This is a genomic window from Streptomyces ipomoeae 91-03, from assembly GCF_000317595.1.
GTDB lineage: Bacteria > Actinomycetota > Actinomycetes > Streptomycetales > Streptomycetaceae > Streptomyces > Streptomyces ipomoeae.
The window spans coordinates 1-15,627 of the sequence record NZ_AEJC01000197.1 but is presented as its reverse complement, the minus strand read 5'-3'; the positions used below and the strand labels follow the sequence as shown (position 1 = coordinate 15,627).

The window sequence follows — 15,627 nt, the reverse complement described above, 5'->3', positions numbered from 1 at the left end:
CTCTATGGCGCGGTGTCCTCCACGAGGACCCGCGCCATCGTGCGTTCGGCGAGCGCGGTGATCGTGACGAACGGGTTCACGCCGATCGAGCCGGGCACCAGCGAGCCGTCGGTGACGTACAGCTTCGAATAGCCCTTCACCCTCCCGTAGTTGTCGGTCGACCTGCCCAGCACGCAGCCGCCCAGCGGGTGGTACGTGAAGTCGTCGGCGAAGACCTTGTTGGACGAGCCGAACAGGTCGTACCGGTAGATCGTGGAGTTCGCCGAGTTGATCCGGTCGAAGAGCTTCTTGGCCATGGACACGGAGACCGCGCTCTGGGCCGCGCTCCAGCCGAGCTTCACCGAATCGCTCGCGGCGTCGTAGGTGAAGGACGCGCGCTCGGGGTTCTTGGTGATCGCCAGATAGAGGCTGACCCAGTGCTCAAGGCCCGTGGGCAGCGGGGCGATCTCGGCGAAGACGGGGTTGGCGGTGTTGGCCCAGTCGTCGATGCCCATGACCGGCATGGTCGACTGGTTCTCGCCGACGGTGTCCCACAGGTGGTTGGCCCGGCCGAGCATCACGTTTCCGTTGGTGCCCCAGCCGGAGCCGACGCTCGCGTCCAGTGCGGGCAGGGTGCCCTTCGCCCGTGCGCGGACGAGGAGTTCGGTGGTGCCGACGCTGCCGGCACCGAGGAAGAGGTAGGTGCAGCCGTACTCCTTGGTCTCGACGACCGTGCCCGTGTCGTCGACGCGGTCGACGGTGACGACGTACGTCCCGTCGCTCTCTCTTCGTATCCCCTTGGCCCTTTCCATGGTGTGGATGGTGACGTTGCCGGTGCCGAGGGCGGCGGCGAGGTACGTCTTGTCGAGGCTGCGCTTGCCGTGGTTGTTGCCGTAGATGACCTCTCCGGCGAGCGCCGACCTGGTCGCCGTACCGGCCGCCTCGCGCCGCATGTAGGCGAAGTCGTAGACGCTCGGCACGAAGGTGGTCCTGAGACCGGTCTTCTCGGCGTGGGCCCGGGAGATCCGGCTGAAGCGGTACCACTCGGTGGACTCGAACCACGCCGGGTCGATGGTGTTGACGCCGAGCATGGCGCGGGCGCGCGGGAAGTACGTGGCGTACATCTCGGCGGTGTCGACGGTGGGGAACTGTTCGGCGAAGTACGACTGGAGGGGGGTGACGGCCATGCTGCCGTTGACGAGGGAGCCGCCGCCGACGCCGCGGCCCACGAAGACGGACATGTCGGCGTAGCGGACCCGGTCGAGCACTCCGGGGTAGCGGCTGATGTCCTTGTTGACGACGTCCAGCCAGAGGAAGGTGGCGAGCGGGGCCTCGGTGCGGGTCCTGAACCACATGGACCTCTCGTCCGGCTCTCTGGTCGAACAGAAGACCTTGCCGTCGGCGCCGGGGGTGTTCCAGAGGCGTCCCATCTCCAGGACGACCGTGCGGATGCCGGCCTGACCGAGACGGAGGGCGGCGACGGCGGCGCCGTAGCCGGAGCCGATCACGATCGCCGGCGCGGTGTCGACCGCGTCGGGCTCGGCCGCCCGGGCCGACTGGAGACCGACTCTGGTGAGGCCGAGGGCGGCGGCCGTCTGGAGTGCGGCCATACCGAGTATTCGGCGACGGGAAAGGTGATGGGGCGTCAGTTTTTCAGTCATGCACACAGCATCGACGGACGCCCGCATTCCCACCAGAGATACTGGATGCCGCTTTTGCCCCTACAGCAACAACTCCAACTTTTCAGCCAACGTGTCCCACCGCCACCGCTCCTCCACCCACTCCCTCCCCCGCTCCCCCATGCGACGGCGCAACTCGGCGTCGCCGAGAAGGGTGATGACGCGGTCGGCGGCGTCCCCGGCGGAGCCGCCGCGTACGACCCAGCCGGTCTCGCCGTCGAGTACGGCGTCGGGGGCGCCGCCGGAGTCGCCGGCGACGACGGGGAGGCCGGTGGCGGAGGCCTCCAGGTACACGATGCCGAGCCCTTCCACGTCCAGACCGCCCCTGCGCGTACGGCACGGCATGGCGAAGACGTCGCCGGCGCCGTAGTGGGCGGGCAGCTCGGACCAGGGGACGGACCCCGTGAAGCGCACGGACTCGGCGACCCCGGTCTCGTACGCGAGCCGGCGCAGCTCCTTCTCGTACGGCCCGCCCCCGACGATCAGCAGCACCGCCTCCGGCTCCTTGGCCAGGATCGCGGGCATCGCCCGGATCAGCGTGTCCTGCCCCTTGCGCGGGACCAGGCGGGAGACGCACACGACCACCGGCCGGTCGGTGAGCCCGAGCCGGGCGCGGACCTCGTCGCCGCCGGAGTCCGGGTGGAAGGTCTTCTCGTCGACGCCCGGCGGCAGTTGGACCATGCGCCCGGCGGCCTCGGGGGTGAGCGCCGTGGCGATCCGGGAGCGCGTGTACTCGCCCAGATAGGTGATCGTGTCCGTGCCCTCGCCGATCCGCCGCAGCAGCTGCCGGGCGGCGGGCAGCTGCGCCCACCCCGCCTCGTGGCCGTGCGTGGTGGCGACCAGCCGCTTCGCGCCCGCCCTGCGCAGCGCGGGTGCCATCAGACCGAGCGGGGCCGCCGCCCCGAACCACACCGATGTACAGCCGTGCTCCCGCAGCAGGCCCACTGCCGTACGCGTGGCGCCCGGCGTCGGCAGCAGCATGGTCGTGCGGTCGCGTACGACGGTGAAGGGCTGCTCGGCGTCGAAGGCGGCCGTCGCCTCGGCGCCCTCCCTGCCGCGCTTCCAGGTCGAGGCGTAGACGACGACCTTCTCGGGGTCCAGCCGCAGCGCCATGTTGTGCAGGAACGCCTGGATACCACCGGGGCGGGGCGGGAAGTCGTTGGTCACGATCAGGGTCTTGTGCATCGCCGCCGACCCTACCGAACCGGCGCCGACGCGACCCCCGCACCCACTCCTCACACGGTCCGGCGGCACTTCACGGCCGCTTCACAGCCGGACAGGGGATCATGTCCCCTGCACGACACGCGCGACTCATGCGCGAGACCCGCGCGGAGCGGACGGCACCGGCGCGCACGGACAGGGACGCGAATGGCTCAGGTGGCTCAGATGGACATGACGGGCACTCGACGGCTCCCGTTCGGGCTGCCGGCGGTCTGGGGCACGACCAGGCTGCTCCTGTTGCTGTTCGTCTTCAAGGCGTACGTGTTCCCCGGCCCGGACGTCACCAGCGACGTGTCGGTCATCTACCACGGCTGGTACGAGGTCCTGCGCGGCGGAACGTATCCCCAGGACGACGTCACCTGGCAGTACCCGCCCGCCGCCGCCCTCGCGATCCTCTCCCCCGCGCTGCTGCCGTTCCTCGACTACGCGTCGGCCTTCTTCGTCCTGGCCTTCCTCGCCGATCTGGCGGTCTTCGCCCTGCTGCTGCACGCGGGCGCCCGCCCCGACAGGACGTGGCGCGGCGCCTGGGTGTGGGTGGTGGGCCTGCCGCTGCTCGGCCCGACCGTGTACGCCCGCTACGACGTGATGGTGACGGCGGTGGCGGTCGCCGCCCTGCTCGCCGGCAGCCGTCACCCCCGGGTCATGGGGGCCCTCACGGCCTTCGGGGCGCTGCTCAAGGTGTGGCCGGTGCTGCTGCTCCTCGGCGCCCGCAGGCGCGGGGCGTGGGTCTCGGCGGCGGTCACGGCGGCCGTACTGGCCCTCGTCCTCGCGGTCTGGATGCCCGGCGCCTTCGCCTTCCTGACCTTCCAGCGCGACCGGGGCACCGAGGTGGAGTCGCTGGGCGCCCTCGTCTTCCATGTGGCCCGGCAGTTCGACTGGGACGGCCAGGTGCTGCTCAACTACGGCTCGGTGGAGTTCCTCGGCGACTACGTGGACGTCGTCAGCAACGTGGCCCTGCTGCTCAGCGGGGTGGCCTTCGGCTGGCTGCTGCTGTGGCGGGTGCGGGCCCGGCGGTTCGCCCCCCACACCCTGGCGGACGCCGCGTTCGTGGCGGTGCTGATGTTCACGACCACCAGCCGGGTGATCAGCCCGCAGTACATGGTGTGGCTGGTGGGTCTCGCGGCGGTGTGCCTGTGCTTCCGGGCCGGCCGGATGGCACTGCCCGCCTACATGGTCCTCGTCGCGTCCTTCGTGACCGTGCTCGAGTTCCCCATCTGGTTCGCCCATGTGGTCATGAGCGACTGGCTGGGCGTCACCCTCCTCTTCCTCCGCAACGGCCTCCTGGTCGTCGCCACCCTGCTCGCCGCCCTCGAACTCTGGCAGGACACGGTCAGCCGCCCCACCCCGGCGCCACTGCCCGATCACCCGACCCGCGCCAGGGAACCACTGGGCTCCTGAGCCCGTCCGTCAGCCGAGCTGATCGCGTACGTACTCCCGCCACCGTTCGGTGAACTTCTCCGGTGTCGTGCCGAGCACGTCCCGCAGCGCGGATTCCACGGCGCCCGCACGCTTCCCGTGGGCGCCGACGGCTCGGTAGAAGTCGTTGAGGCGGACCTCGCCCCAGCGGTCGGCGATCAGACGGCAGGCCAGCCAGCCGCTCTCGTAGGCACGGGCGAGGCTGCCGGAGTCGCCGGAGAAGGTGAAGTCGGTGTCCTCCGGCAGTCGGTCGGGGGCCCTGCCCTCGGCCACCGCGCGCCGGAGTTCCGGGGCCACCTCGGGCGCCGTACGGCCGGTGGCGCGGTAGCCGACCCAGTCGGCGTAGCCCTCGGAGAGCCAGAGGGGGGTGGCGGCGTTGGTGTGGGCGCGGGTGGCGACATGGGTCGTCTCGTGGGTGAGGACGACCTGTTTGCCGAAGTCGCCGAGGACGGCGTACGCGTCGGGGTTGACGATGATCCGGTCCGCGGGGGCCTTGGCCGAGCCTCCCGCCTCACCGGTGGTGACCGCGGCTATCCCCCGGTACCCGGAGGCGGGCGCCCCGAGCAGCCCCGCCATCTCGTCCAGCGACTCCGGTACGAGGACGACGACCCGCCGCGCCCAGTCCTCGCCCCACGCCTCGGTAACGGCGGGCACGGCCCGGTCCGCCAGCTCCGCGTACGCCCGCAGCCTCCGCTCGGACCGCCCCACCCCGAGCACGAGACTCCGCTCCCCGCGCACGGCCGTGATCGCCCCCTGCTCCCACAACTGCTCGGTGCCCTTCCCGGAGGGCTCGTCGGCGGCGACGTACCACCTGCCGTCGTCGCGGACCAGCGACAGCGTCCGTACGGCGGTGACGGGCGCCCTGTCGTAGCCGCGTATCCGGTAGCGCAGGGCCGCCTCGGCCGTGGCCCGGTCGCCGGAGCGACGGAAGCCGGTGAGGTCGTACGCCCAGGAGGCCAGCCGGAGGCTGCGGAGGTTGGTGAACTCGGCCGCCCCGGTGGCCAGTTGGCCGGCCGTGGAACCCGTGGGCGCCTCGGTCGAGCGGTACGCCGACGCGTCCCGCTCCAGGACCGCCGTCGCCCGCCGGTCGAGCATCCGCTGGACGTCGGCGCGGGCGGAGTCGGGCGCCGCGCCGCCGCCGCAGCCGACGAGGAGGGCGAGCGCGAGACACACTCCCGCGGATCCCGCGAACCCACGCCTACGACCAGCCACGTGCCCGATCGTACGGCGGCACGCTCGCGCCCCGGCAGGGCGCCCACGGGTCAGGGACGCGTGACGGAGGCGATCGGCATCATGCCGACGGGGTCGTAGCGGACGGGGGCGCCCGGGTAGGGGGCGTGAATGACTTGGCCGTTGCCCACGTACATACCGACGTGACCGGCATCGGATCGATACGTGACCAGGTCGCCGGGCTGTGCCTGGGCGAGCGGGACCTGGGTGCCCGCGTACCGCTGGGCCTGCGAGGTGCGCGGCAGCGCGATCCCCGCCTGGGAGTACGACCAGACCATGAGGCCCGAGCAGTCGAAGCCGTCGGGACCGGTCGCGCCCCACACATACGGCCTGCCGAGCGCCGTACGGGCGGCGGCCACGGCGGCTGCCGCGCGGCCACTGGGGGCGGCGGCACCGAAGAGGTCGGACATGTGGGCGCGCTCGCCACCGGAGCGGGAGGCGCGTTCATACTCGGCGCGCTCCTCGTACGGCAGGGAGTCGAGCACCTGCCGGGCCCTGGCGAGCTTCGCCTCGACGGTCCGCTTGTGCCTGGTGACGGCCTCGCGGCTCTTCTCCAGCTCGGCGAGCTTGCCGGTGGCCTCCTCGCGCTTCTGGGCGATGTCGCGCATCGCCTGCTGGAGGTCGTGGAGTTCACCGGCCTGGTGGGTGCTGATGCGGTCCAGGGTGGTGGCCTTCGCGAGGTAGTCGTCCGGGTCGTCGGAGAAGAGCAGGACGAGCGAGGGGTCGAGGGCGCCGGCGCGGTACTGGGCTCCGGCGAGCGAACCCAGCGTCTCCCGCATGGTGTTGACGCGCTCCTGCTGCCGGGCGATCTCGTCCTGCGCGATGCCGACCTGCTCACGGAGCTCGTCGGCGCGCTCGTCGGCCTTGTTGAACGCCTCGGTGGCCTTCTCCGCCTCCTCGTACAGCCGGTCGACCTCGGCCCGGGGGTTGTCGTTCGGTACGGCGGCGGCCGGCTGGACGGGGATGGCGCCGAGGGCGGCGGCAGCGGCGGACAGCATGCCGAGGGCGGCGACTGCTCCCCGGTCGAACCCGGACGGTACAAGGCGACTGTGGGACACCACGGGAAGCCGCACTCCCTTCGACGGTGGACGGGACCATCCCTCGGCGGTGGAGGACACCCTCGGGGGGAGCCCTCACGGCGGGTGAGGGAAGCGCGGCCGACAGTAGCCGCGCGACCGTGTCACAGCCAAAGACCTCCACGACCACAGAGCGTGACGCCCCGGCCGGTGCCCAGGTCACCAGCGGGGCGCGGGGTCATCATGAAGTGCGGGAATTCGCCCGTTCGGGCGGCCCTGTGTCCTGATCTTGAAGCAGAACGGCTCCGACCGTCACTCGGTGTGACAATCGGAGCCGAGAAGCCCTGCGGGAGTTCGGGGCGGGCGTCAGATGCGGACGCCGAACTGGAAGGTGCCGATGGTGTCCATCGACTCGTAGCGGACGACCTTGCCCGGGTACGGCGCGTGCAGGACCGTGTTGTTGCCGGCGTAGAGGCCGACGTGCCCCAGGTTGTTGAAGAACACCAGGTCGCCGGGGGCGAGTTGGTCGCGCGTGATCCGGGTGCCGTCGTTCGCCTGCGTGTATGTGGTCCGGGTGATCGACACACCGGCCTGGGCGTAGGCCCACTGGGTCAGCCCGGAGCAGTCATAGGAGTTGGGGCCGCTGCCCCCGGAGACGTACGGCTTGCCGACCTGGGTGTCGGCGGCGGCGAGGGCGGCGGCGCCGCGCTGGGAGGCCGGCACCTCGTCGCCGAGCTCGACCCGCTCGCTGGCGGAACGGCTGGCGCGCTCGTCCTCCTGGTCCAGGGCCGCCCTCTCCTCGGCGGTCAGGGAGTTGAGGAGCTTCTGCGCCTCGGCCAGCTTGGACTGGACTTCCTTCTTCTTCTTGCCCAGGGCCTCGCGGGCGTCGGCGAGGTCGTCGAGCTTCTCGGCGGCCTCCTGACGCTGCTGGGAGAGCGCGCGCTGCTTCTCCTGGATCTTCTTCAGCGTCTCGACCTGCTGGCTGCTCAACTGGTCCAGCGTGGCGGCCTTGTCCAGGTAGTCGTCGGGGTCGGCGGAGAGGAACAGCTGGAGCGAGGAGTCGATGCCGCCCGTGCGGTACTGGGCACTGGCCGCCAGGCCTATGCTCTCGCGCAGCTCGTTGAGATCCTCCTGGCCGCGGGCGACGTTGTCCTGGATGGTGGAGATCTCCTTCTGGAGCTTCTCCTCCTTCTCCTTGGCACCGTTGTACTTGTCGGTGGCCCGCCCCGCCTGCTCGTAGAGGTCGTGGACCTTGGTCTTGACCTCTTCCTTGCTCGGCTTGTCGCCGGGCGCGGCGTTGGCGGCCTGCGAGGAGATCGCCACAGCAGCGGCGGCGGCAGTGGTGAGCACGGTCACGCGTGCACGACTCGGCTGCTTCGGTCGACGGTGGGACGCCACGGTAGGTGAACTCCTTCTTGTGAGCGATCGCCAGTTGGGACCCCGAGGCGATCACCCGTCCAGAGGTTTGAGCCCAGACCCTAGTGACCCACCGGTGATCACTTCAAATCCTCCACAGAAAAAATCCCGCCCCACGGTGCACTCTTTACACTCAACACACATGCAGTGATGCGCGATTGACGCAACGTTGCGCAACACTTCGGTCAATTCGGTCATAGCGACCGTATGTTGCCGTTGGGGCAGACATAACCGAAGGGCCGGAAAAGGCGTTTCAGGAAAGCCGTTTGAGGAGCACCGCCGAAGCCACCGGGCGGGCCCCCGCCTTGGCGATCCCGTCGGCCACCTCACGGTCGGTGGAGACCACGATGACCGGCCGCCCGGGCGGCTCGGCGCGCACCAGCTGACGGATCAGTTCATCGGCCGTGACCCCGGGCTTGGAGAACAGCACCCGCACCCCGCGCGGCGGCGCGAGCAGCACGGGGGCGGCCAGTTCGGCCCCGTCGAAGACACATGTCACCTCGGCGCCGGTCTGCGCGGCGAGCTGCGAGAGCTGCCCGAGGAGCCTGAGCCGCTGCTTCTCCAGCGGCATCTGCGGATAGCCGGTCTTGGTGACGTTGTAGCCGTCGACGACGAGATGCGCCTGCGGCAACGCCAGCAACTGGTCAAGTATCGCCGGGTCGTTCTCGGACAGCGCGCGGGCGGCGATGTCCTTCGGGGTCATCCGCCCCGGCTCCACGGCGTCGACGGTCTCCGCGGGCCGCACGGACACCGGCGGCAGCGCCAGCTCCCGCCGGAGCCCCTGGGCCGCGTCCAGCACGGTGTCCAGCAGCAGCCGTACGCGCATGTCCTCGACGCTGCGCCCCTCGCGGGCCGCCCGCCGGGTGGCCTCCAGGGCGGCCTCCGCCTCGCCGAGCCGGGCCTTGAGCCGCCGGGTCTCGCTCTCGGCGGCGTGCACCTGGGCGTGCCCCTCCGCGCGTACGGTCTCCATCTCGGCGTGCAGCTTGCGCAGGGCGGCTTCACCGCGCTTGATGTCGCTGAGGGCGGACCGCAGCTTGCGGTGCAGCGAGTCGGCCTCCTTCTTGGCCGATTCCAGCTCCGCCCGCAGCCGTTCGGTCTCCGCCTTCGTCTGACCGCGGGCCTCGGCGAGCTGCTCGCGCAGCCGCTCCAACTCGGCCCGGCTCTCCTCGTCGGCGCGTTCCGCGTCCGCCCGCAGGGCCTCCTCGCCGGCCGCGGTGACCAGCTTCACCCAGCCCGTGGGGCGCAGCACGTACGCCGCCGCCGCCACGTCCAGCGGGTCCGCGGCCGGGGGCGGCGCGCCCGCGTCGAGGGCGCCCGCCAGCTCGGGGTGGGCCTCCCTGAACCGCTCCCCGATCCGCTGTCTGAACAGCGGGTCGGTCTCCACCGCCGCGGCCATCGCGTTGCCCGCGAACTTCACCCGGCGGTTCGGGGCGAACCGGGCGTACTGTCTGAGCTGTGCGGGCAGTTCGGCGACGGTCAGGCCACCGAAGCCGTCCGAGACGATCTGCACGACACGTCGGCGCACGCCCTCGGGCAGCGGACGGTCGAGCACCTCAGCGGCGCCGTCGCCCGGCCCCCCGCCTGCGGTCTCCGCCATCCGTCACCCCACTGTCCGTGCGGGGCCGCCTCCCTCAGGAGTCGGCACCCGGCCTGTCGACGAGTTCCACCTGGTCCACGGCGTTGCACCAGCGGCAGCGGACCGACTCGATCGTCTCACTGACCACCTCGCGCTCCTCGACCTTCGGCTCCCCAGCGAGGTCGAGGTGAACGTACTCGACGACCTTCGAGGAGCGGGTCACGTCGAAACGCGTGAGGTTGCCGCACAGGGTGCAGCGCCAGCGGGTCGTGGCGGTCGGCAGGGGAACCGTCATCGTGGCTGCTCTTCCTTCTTCCAGTCTCCGTGACGCGCCGGCCTCCCGGTGCGTGTGGCTCGTAACCCTACGGCCTCGCCTCGGGCGGTGCGGCCGAGCACCACCGGTTGCCTCCGGCGGCGAGGCCGATTGTCTCCGGCGGCGAGGCGGTCTATATAGGTGGGTCCCGTTACGTCATGCTCTGTTCATGATCGGCAAGTGGAGCACGGTGGTGGGCAGGACGGTTCGGAATGAGTCAACGCCGAAGAAGGATTCCGAGCCGTCGGTGACGAACGAGTCGGTGCCGGTGACGAACGAGTCGGCGGCGGTGACGAACGAGTCGCCGCCGGTGACCGGCGAGTCCGCCCCGGTCACGTACGGGCTGATCGTCGTCTGCTGTCTGATCTTCCTGATCGGCCCGGCCGCGGGGCTGAATCCGGCCTTCGGGACCGGTGACGAGCTGCTTGCCGCACAGCGGGCGTATTTCCGTCGGTGGGGTGTCGTACCCGTCGAACTCTTCACCGGGTCCCCCCGTGCGGTGCTCGCTCCCCTCACCGCGCTGTTCATCCACGGCAGCTGGCTGCATCTGCTCGGCAACATGCTGTTCCTGTTCGTCTTCGGGGCGATGGCCGAGGAACGCATGGGGCGTGTGGGGTTCGCCCTCTTCTACGTCGGCTGCGGCTACCTCGCCCTGGTGGCGTACGCCGTCGCCCACGCCGGGTCGCAGCAGTCGCTGGTCGGGGCGTCCGGGGCGATCTCGGCGGTTCTCGGCGCGTTTCTGTTCCTGTTCCCCCGGGCCCGCGTCACCAGCCTCTTTCCCTTCCTGTTCTTCCTTCCCCTGCGCTTTCCGGCCTGGGTGACCCTGCCGTTCTGGGTGACCCTGCAGTGGCTGGCCGCCGGGCGGGAGACCTCGGGGCCCGGGGTCGCCTATCTGTCGCATCTGGTGGGGTTCGGGCTGGGGTTCGTCTACGCGTGGGGGCGTCATGGGAGGCGGGCTAGAGTGAAGGGCCCAGCGAACGCCCCAGCTCCGGCCCCCGAGGGAGAGAAACAGCCGTGATCACCGCGATCGTGCTCATCAAGACCAGCGTGGACCGGATTCCGGAGATCGCGGAGTCGATCGCCACGCTCGAATCCGTGACCGAAGTGTTCTCCGTGACGGGCACTTACGATCTGATCGCCATGGTCCGTGTGAAGGAGCACGAGGAGCTGGCCGATGTGATCCCCGGGCGCATCAGCAAGATCCCGGGGGTGCTGGGTACGGACACCCACGTGGCGTTCAGGGCGTATTCGCAGCATGACCTCGAGGCCGCGTTCGCCATCGGACTGGACAACTGACGGTCGTACGGAAAAGACCTCCTCCTGGCCGGTGGATGAAGAAGTCCTCATCTCGCGCTCATCCCCGATCGCGGTCGCCGTCCTCAGGATCGTCCCCATGGTCTTTTCTCGTCGTATCGCGGCCCTGGCCGCCGTCGTGGCCATTCCGCTCGGGATCGCCGCCACGAGTTTCGCGCTCACCGACAGTCCGGAGGCGCCGAAGGTGCCGCCCAGGGTGGAGTTGGAGAAGGGGTCTCCCGGTCCGACGCCGTCCGTGGAGGCGGAGCGGACTCCCGGTACGCAGAAGACCCCCCGTGACGAGGTCGTACCGCGGCCCTCGGTGACCGACAGCCCCGCGAACGATGACGATGACGACGACCTCGGCCAGGACGACGCGGACGACGGGGCCGGTGACGACGGTTGACGGGGCGCGGCGGCGGGTCTCGGCGCGGGTCAGGATTCTGTTGTGGCTGCTGCTGGTGATGGCGGTGGCACTGGCCTCGGTGGCCGCCACGACGCGTTCGATCCTGTTGCGGGACGTGGACCAGCGGATCAGCGAGCTGCTCGCGCAGGAGGCCGGGGAGTTCACCAACCTGGAGGCGCAGGGGGTCGATCCGCAGACCGGGCGGCCGTTCACCGACCCGTCGCGGCTGCTGCGGGTCTTCCTGCAACGGCAGAACGCGGATCCCGACGAGGAGCTCATGGGACTCGTCGGCCGCGCCGGAGGCGACCCCACGCAGATCATCCAGCAACGGGACATCCCCGTCGCGCTGCCCCTGCACGAGGACGCCGACGCCCGACGACGCATCTTCGACTCACCCGAGTCCACGGGGACGCTGGAGCGGTCCGCCGGGGAGATCCGCTGGGCGAAGGTGGAGGTGGCCAGGTACGGGGACGAGGCGAACGCCGCGTTCGTGGTGGCGTTTCATCCGGCGAGCGAGAAACAACGCGCCGACGAGGTGTTCCAGGTGCTGCTCGCCATCTCCGGGGTCGCCCTGCTGATGGCGACCGGCATCGCCTGGGTGGTGGCCGGACGGATCCTCAAGCCCGTACGGCTGGTGCGGACCACCGCCGCCCAGCTCACCGAGCAGGACCTCACCCGGCGCATCCCGGTGCACGGCCGGGACGACGTGGCCGCGCTCGCCGAGACGTTCAACGCGATGCTCGACCGGCTGGAGCGGGCGTTCGCCGCGCAGCGGCAGTTCGTGGACGACGCGGGGCACGAACTGCGTACGCCGATCACCATCGTGCGCGGGCATCTGGAGCTGATGGGCGACGATCCCGGCGAACGCGAGGAGACGATCCGGCTGGTCACCGACGAGCTGGACCGGATGAGCCGCATCGTCGAGGACCTGCTGCTGCTCGCCAAGGCCGAACGGCCCGACTTCGTCCGGCCGGAGCCCGTACAGCTCGCCGAACTCACCGCCGACGTCTACGTCAAGGCCCGCACCCTGGGCGAACGCGACTGGCAGCTCGCCGAAGTCGCCGACCGTGAGGCCGAGTTGGACCCCCAGCGGATCACCCAGGCCATGGTCCAGCTCGCCCAGAACGCCGTGCAGCACACCACCACCGGCCAGACCATCCGCATCGGCTCGCGCGCCGAGGGTTCGGCCGTCGAGCTGTACGTCGTCGACTCGGGGCCCGGTGTCCAGCCGCAGGACGCCCAGGTGATCTTCGAGCGGTTCCGGCGCGGCACCGCCCGGCGGGGTGCCCGTGGTTCCGGCGCCGGGCTCGGGCTCTCGATCGTCCGCGCCATCGCCGAGGCACACGGCGGCCGGGTACGCCTGCACGACACCGAGGGCGGCGGCGCCACCTTCGTACTCACCCTGGAAGAGGCACGCACGTGAATCGCATTCTCATCGTGGAGGACGAGGAAAGGATCGCTTCCTTCGTCGAGAAGGGCCTGCGTGCCGGTGGCTTCACCACGACCGTGGTCGGAGACGGCGACGCGGCCTACGAGTACGCCCTCACCGGCGGCTTCGACCTCATCCTCCTCGACATCGGGCTGCCCGGCCGCGACGGGTTCACCGTGCTGCGCGAGTTGCGCGAGGCCCGCGTGACCGTGCCGGTCATCGTGCTGACCGCGCGCGACTCCGTTCGCGACACCGTCGCCGGTCTGGAGGGCGGCGCCGACGACTGGATGACCAAGCCGTTCCGCTTCGAGGAACTGCTCGCGAGGGTGCGATTGCGTCTGCGTACGGCGGCCAGGGCGCCCGAGGTGACGATGCTGCGCAGCGGCGAGCTGACCCTGGACCTGAGAACTCGGCGGGCCCGGGCCGGAGAACGGATGGTGGACCTGACAGCCCGGGAGTTCGTGCTGTTGGAACTCTTCCTGCGGCATCCGGGGCAGGTGCTGTCGCGGGAACAGATCCTGTCCCATGTGTGGGGCTACGACTTCGACCCGGGTTCGAACATCGTGGATGTGTATGTGCGGGCGCTGCGGAAGAAGTTGGGGGCGCAGCAGTTGGAAACCGTGCGGGGCATGGGATACCGGCTGCCCGTGAAGCCTCTTTCATAGAAGGCTCATCAGGGGCTCACCGCCCGATCGAACCCTTGATGACGTGACCCTGAACTTCCGCTCAGCAGCCTCCCTTTGCGTGGCCCTCTCCCTCTGCGCACTGCTCGTCGTCCCCGGCGACTTCCCCGGGCTGAGCGGAGAGGCCCGGCTGACCCTGGGGGTCTTCGCGCTGGCGACCGCCGCCTGGATCGGCACCCCGATCGACGACACCTATATCGCGCTCGGCGCGGGTCTCGCCCTCACCGTCACCGGGGTGATCAGCAACGACACCCTGTTCGGCACCCTCGGGGACTCGACGGTGTGGCTGCTGATCTGCGCGTTCGTGTTGGCGGCGGCGGTGACGCGGACGGGGCTCGCGGGACGGGCGGCGGCGTTCCTCGTGAGCGGGGCCCGTACGGTACGGCAGTTGGCGCATCTGACGACGGCCGCACTGGTGGTGACGACGTTCGCGGTGCCGGCCACCTCGGGGCGGGCGGCGCTCGCGCTGCCGGTGTTCCTGGCGCTCGCCAAGGCGTTGGCCGACCGGAAACGACTGGTCGTGATGCTGGCGTTGCTGTTTCCGACCGTGATCCTTCTGTCGGCGGTAGCGACCCTGATCGGCGCGGGAGCGCATCTGATCACCGTGTCGGTGCTGTGGGAGGCGACCGGCGACCGGATCGGGTTCACCGAGTGGCTGCTGCTGGGGCTGCCGCTGGCGATCGCGTCCTCGCATCTGGCCGCCGAGACGGTGCTGCTGACGACGACCCGGCGGGCGGACCGCCGCGGTGCCGTACGGATCACGGTCGAGGACATCCAGCGGCACAGCGAGCAGCCGGTGACCGGCCCGTGGTCCCCCGCCGAGTCACGCTGCGCCCTGCTGCTGGGCACGGTGGTGGTCCTGTGGTGCAGCGAACCGCTCCACCGGGTGTCACCGGCCGTGGTGGCGCTGATCGGCGCGGTCGTCGCCTCGTCGCCCGCGCTGGGCACCGTACGGCTGAAGGACGCGTTGAAGACGGTGCCCTGGTCGATGCTGCTGTTCATGGCCGCGACCATGGCGATGGGCGTCGCGCTCAGTGACTCGGGGGCGGCGAAGTGGCTGGTGTCCGGGCTGCCCGCCGGGGTCACTCCGATGGTGTTCCTGGTGGTGGTCGTAGTGATCAGTACGGCCGCCCACCTGGTCCTGCAGTCCCGTTCGGCACGGTCGTCGGTGCTCGTCCCCCTGGTCGTCGCGGCGGCCGTCGGTGCCGGGGTCAATCCGGTCGCGGCGGCGCTCGCCTCCACCGCCGCCGCGGGCTTCTGCCACACCCTGCCCGCCTCCGCGAAGCCGGTCGCCCTCTTCGCCGACATACCCGGCACGCCCACGTACACCCCGCGCGACCTGCTGCGGCTGTCCGCCGTCCTGGCCCCGCTGACCGCGGCGCTGGTCGTGCTGTTCGCCGTGGCGGTGTGGCCGCTGCTGGGCGTGTCGCTCAGACCGTGACGGTTGCCCGCACCACCGCCGCGAACCCCGCGAGCCCCCTTCACTACCCCGCACCCCCTACGGCCTTGCACCCCGCTACACCCCCGCGCACCCCTTCACGGCCTCGCACGCCCCTACGACTCCGAGGAGCCCTGAAGAACCATGCTGAACCGAGTCGCCGTAGCCCCCAGTGGCTTCAAGGAGTCCCTGTCGGCCGAGGCCGCCGCCGAGGCGATCGCGGCGGGGGTCCGCCGGGTCCTGCCCGACGCCGAGGTCGATCTGATCCCGCTGGTGGACGGCGGTGAGGGCACGGCCGCCGCGCTGGCCGCCTCGACCGGGGGCCGTCTGGTCGCCCTGCCCGCCACGGGCCCGGTCGGCGAGCCGGTGGGCACCCACTTCGCCCTCCTCGGCTCCCCCGGCGGGGCGGAGGCGACCGGGAGCGGGGCGGCCGAGACGGAGACGCCCGTCATGGTGGAAACGGCCGTCGTGGAGATGGCGGCGGTCGCCGGGCTCTCCCTCGTCCCGCGTGCCCTGCGCGATCCGGGTGCCA

General features: G+C 70.9%; 15 protein-coding genes. 8 read left to right on the top strand and 7 right to left on the bottom strand.

What is annotated here, in order from left to right:
• Positions 1-2 precede the first annotated feature (2 nt).
• Positions 3-1,640 (bottom strand): GMC oxidoreductase, encoded by a 1,638-nt coding sequence (locus tag STRIP9103_RS13145; protein WP_456340138.1) that lies wholly within the window; start codon positions 1,638-1,640, stop codon positions 3-5.
• Between the two features lie 60 nt (positions 1,641-1,700).
• Positions 1,701-2,843, bottom strand: a complete 1,143-nt coding sequence (locus STRIP9103_RS13140) for a glycosyltransferase family 4 protein (protein WP_009309717.1) — start codon at positions 2,841-2,843, stop codon at positions 1,701-1,703.
• Between the two features lie 201 nt (positions 2,844-3,044).
• Between STRIP9103_RS13140 and STRIP9103_RS13135 the strand changes: the two genes are divergently transcribed.
• A complete protein-coding gene (locus STRIP9103_RS13135) occupies positions 3,045-4,277 on the top strand; it encodes a glycosyltransferase family 87 protein (RefSeq protein ID WP_181800176.1) in 1,233 nt (410 codons plus the stop codon).
• A 9-nt stretch (positions 4,278-4,286) separates the two neighbouring features.
• On the opposite strand, the gene STRIP9103_RS13130 is transcribed toward STRIP9103_RS13135, so the two are convergent.
• The 5 genes from STRIP9103_RS13130 to STRIP9103_RS13110 all read right to left on the bottom strand — a co-directional run bounded on the left by STRIP9103_RS13130 (position 4,287) and on the right by STRIP9103_RS13110 (position 9,828).
• Entirely contained in the window at positions 4,287-5,507 is a 1,221-nt protein-coding gene (locus STRIP9103_RS13130; RefSeq protein WP_048820201.1) for a lipoprotein, read from the bottom strand.
• A gap of 50 nt (positions 5,508-5,557) precedes the next feature.
• Positions 5,558-6,586 (bottom strand): C40 family peptidase, encoded by a 1,029-nt coding sequence (locus tag STRIP9103_RS13125; protein WP_009309716.1) that lies wholly within the window; start codon positions 6,584-6,586, stop codon positions 5,558-5,560.
• A 321-nt stretch (positions 6,587-6,907) separates the two neighbouring features.
• Entirely contained in the window at positions 6,908-7,939 is a 1,032-nt protein-coding gene (locus STRIP9103_RS13120) for a C40 family peptidase (protein WP_009309703.1), read from the bottom strand.
• 271 nt (positions 7,940-8,210) lie between these two features.
• Positions 8,211-9,554, bottom strand: coding sequence for an NYN domain-containing protein (locus STRIP9103_RS13115; RefSeq protein WP_009309708.1), 1,344 nt, complete (start codon positions 9,552-9,554; stop codon positions 8,211-8,213).
• A 34-nt stretch (positions 9,555-9,588) separates the two neighbouring features.
• Positions 9,589-9,828, bottom strand: coding sequence for a hypothetical protein (locus tag STRIP9103_RS13110; RefSeq protein ID WP_009309707.1), 240 nt, complete (start codon positions 9,826-9,828; stop codon positions 9,589-9,591).
• A 187-nt stretch (positions 9,829-10,015) separates the two neighbouring features.
• Here STRIP9103_RS13110 and STRIP9103_RS13105 point away from each other — a divergent pair, with 187 nt between their 5' ends.
• The 7 genes from STRIP9103_RS13105 to STRIP9103_RS13075 form a co-directional block, all read left to right on the top strand.
• Positions 10,016-10,864 carry a rhomboid family intramembrane serine protease gene (locus STRIP9103_RS13105; protein ID WP_009309712.1) on the top strand — a complete coding sequence of 283 codons (849 nt, stop codon included), beginning with the start codon at positions 10,016-10,018 and terminating at the stop codon, positions 10,862-10,864.
• Complete coding sequence (locus tag STRIP9103_RS13100) at positions 10,861-11,142, top strand: Lrp/AsnC family transcriptional regulator (RefSeq protein ID WP_009309706.1); 282 nt, start codon at positions 10,861-10,863, stop codon at positions 11,140-11,142. Before STRIP9103_RS13105 ends, STRIP9103_RS13100 begins: the two co-directional genes overlap by 4 nt.
• Positions 11,143-11,239: 97 nt before the next feature.
• The gene (locus tag STRIP9103_RS13095; RefSeq protein ID WP_048820203.1) at positions 11,240-11,545 is read left to right on the top strand and encodes a hypothetical protein; all 306 of its coding nucleotides are present in this window, start codon (positions 11,240-11,242) and stop codon (positions 11,543-11,545) included.
• The gene (locus tag STRIP9103_RS13090) at positions 11,532-12,968 is read left to right on the top strand and encodes a sensor histidine kinase (RefSeq protein WP_009309718.1); all 1,437 of its coding nucleotides are present in this window, start codon (positions 11,532-11,534) and stop codon (positions 12,966-12,968) included. The genes STRIP9103_RS13095 and STRIP9103_RS13090 overlap by 14 nt, the downstream gene beginning before the upstream one ends.
• Positions 12,965-13,639, top strand: a complete 675-nt coding sequence (locus STRIP9103_RS13085; protein WP_009309715.1) for a response regulator transcription factor — start codon at positions 12,965-12,967, stop codon at positions 13,637-13,639. Before STRIP9103_RS13090 ends, STRIP9103_RS13085 begins: the two co-directional genes overlap by 4 nt.
• A gap of 43 nt (positions 13,640-13,682) precedes the next feature.
• Positions 13,683-15,098, top strand: coding sequence for an SLC13 family permease (locus STRIP9103_RS13080; protein WP_009309710.1), 1,416 nt, complete (start codon positions 13,683-13,685; stop codon positions 15,096-15,098).
• A gap of 141 nt (positions 15,099-15,239) precedes the next feature.
• Positions 15,240-15,627: glycerate kinase (locus STRIP9103_RS13075; protein ID WP_009309711.1), on the top strand; the 388-nt coding region annotated here is incomplete at its 3' end.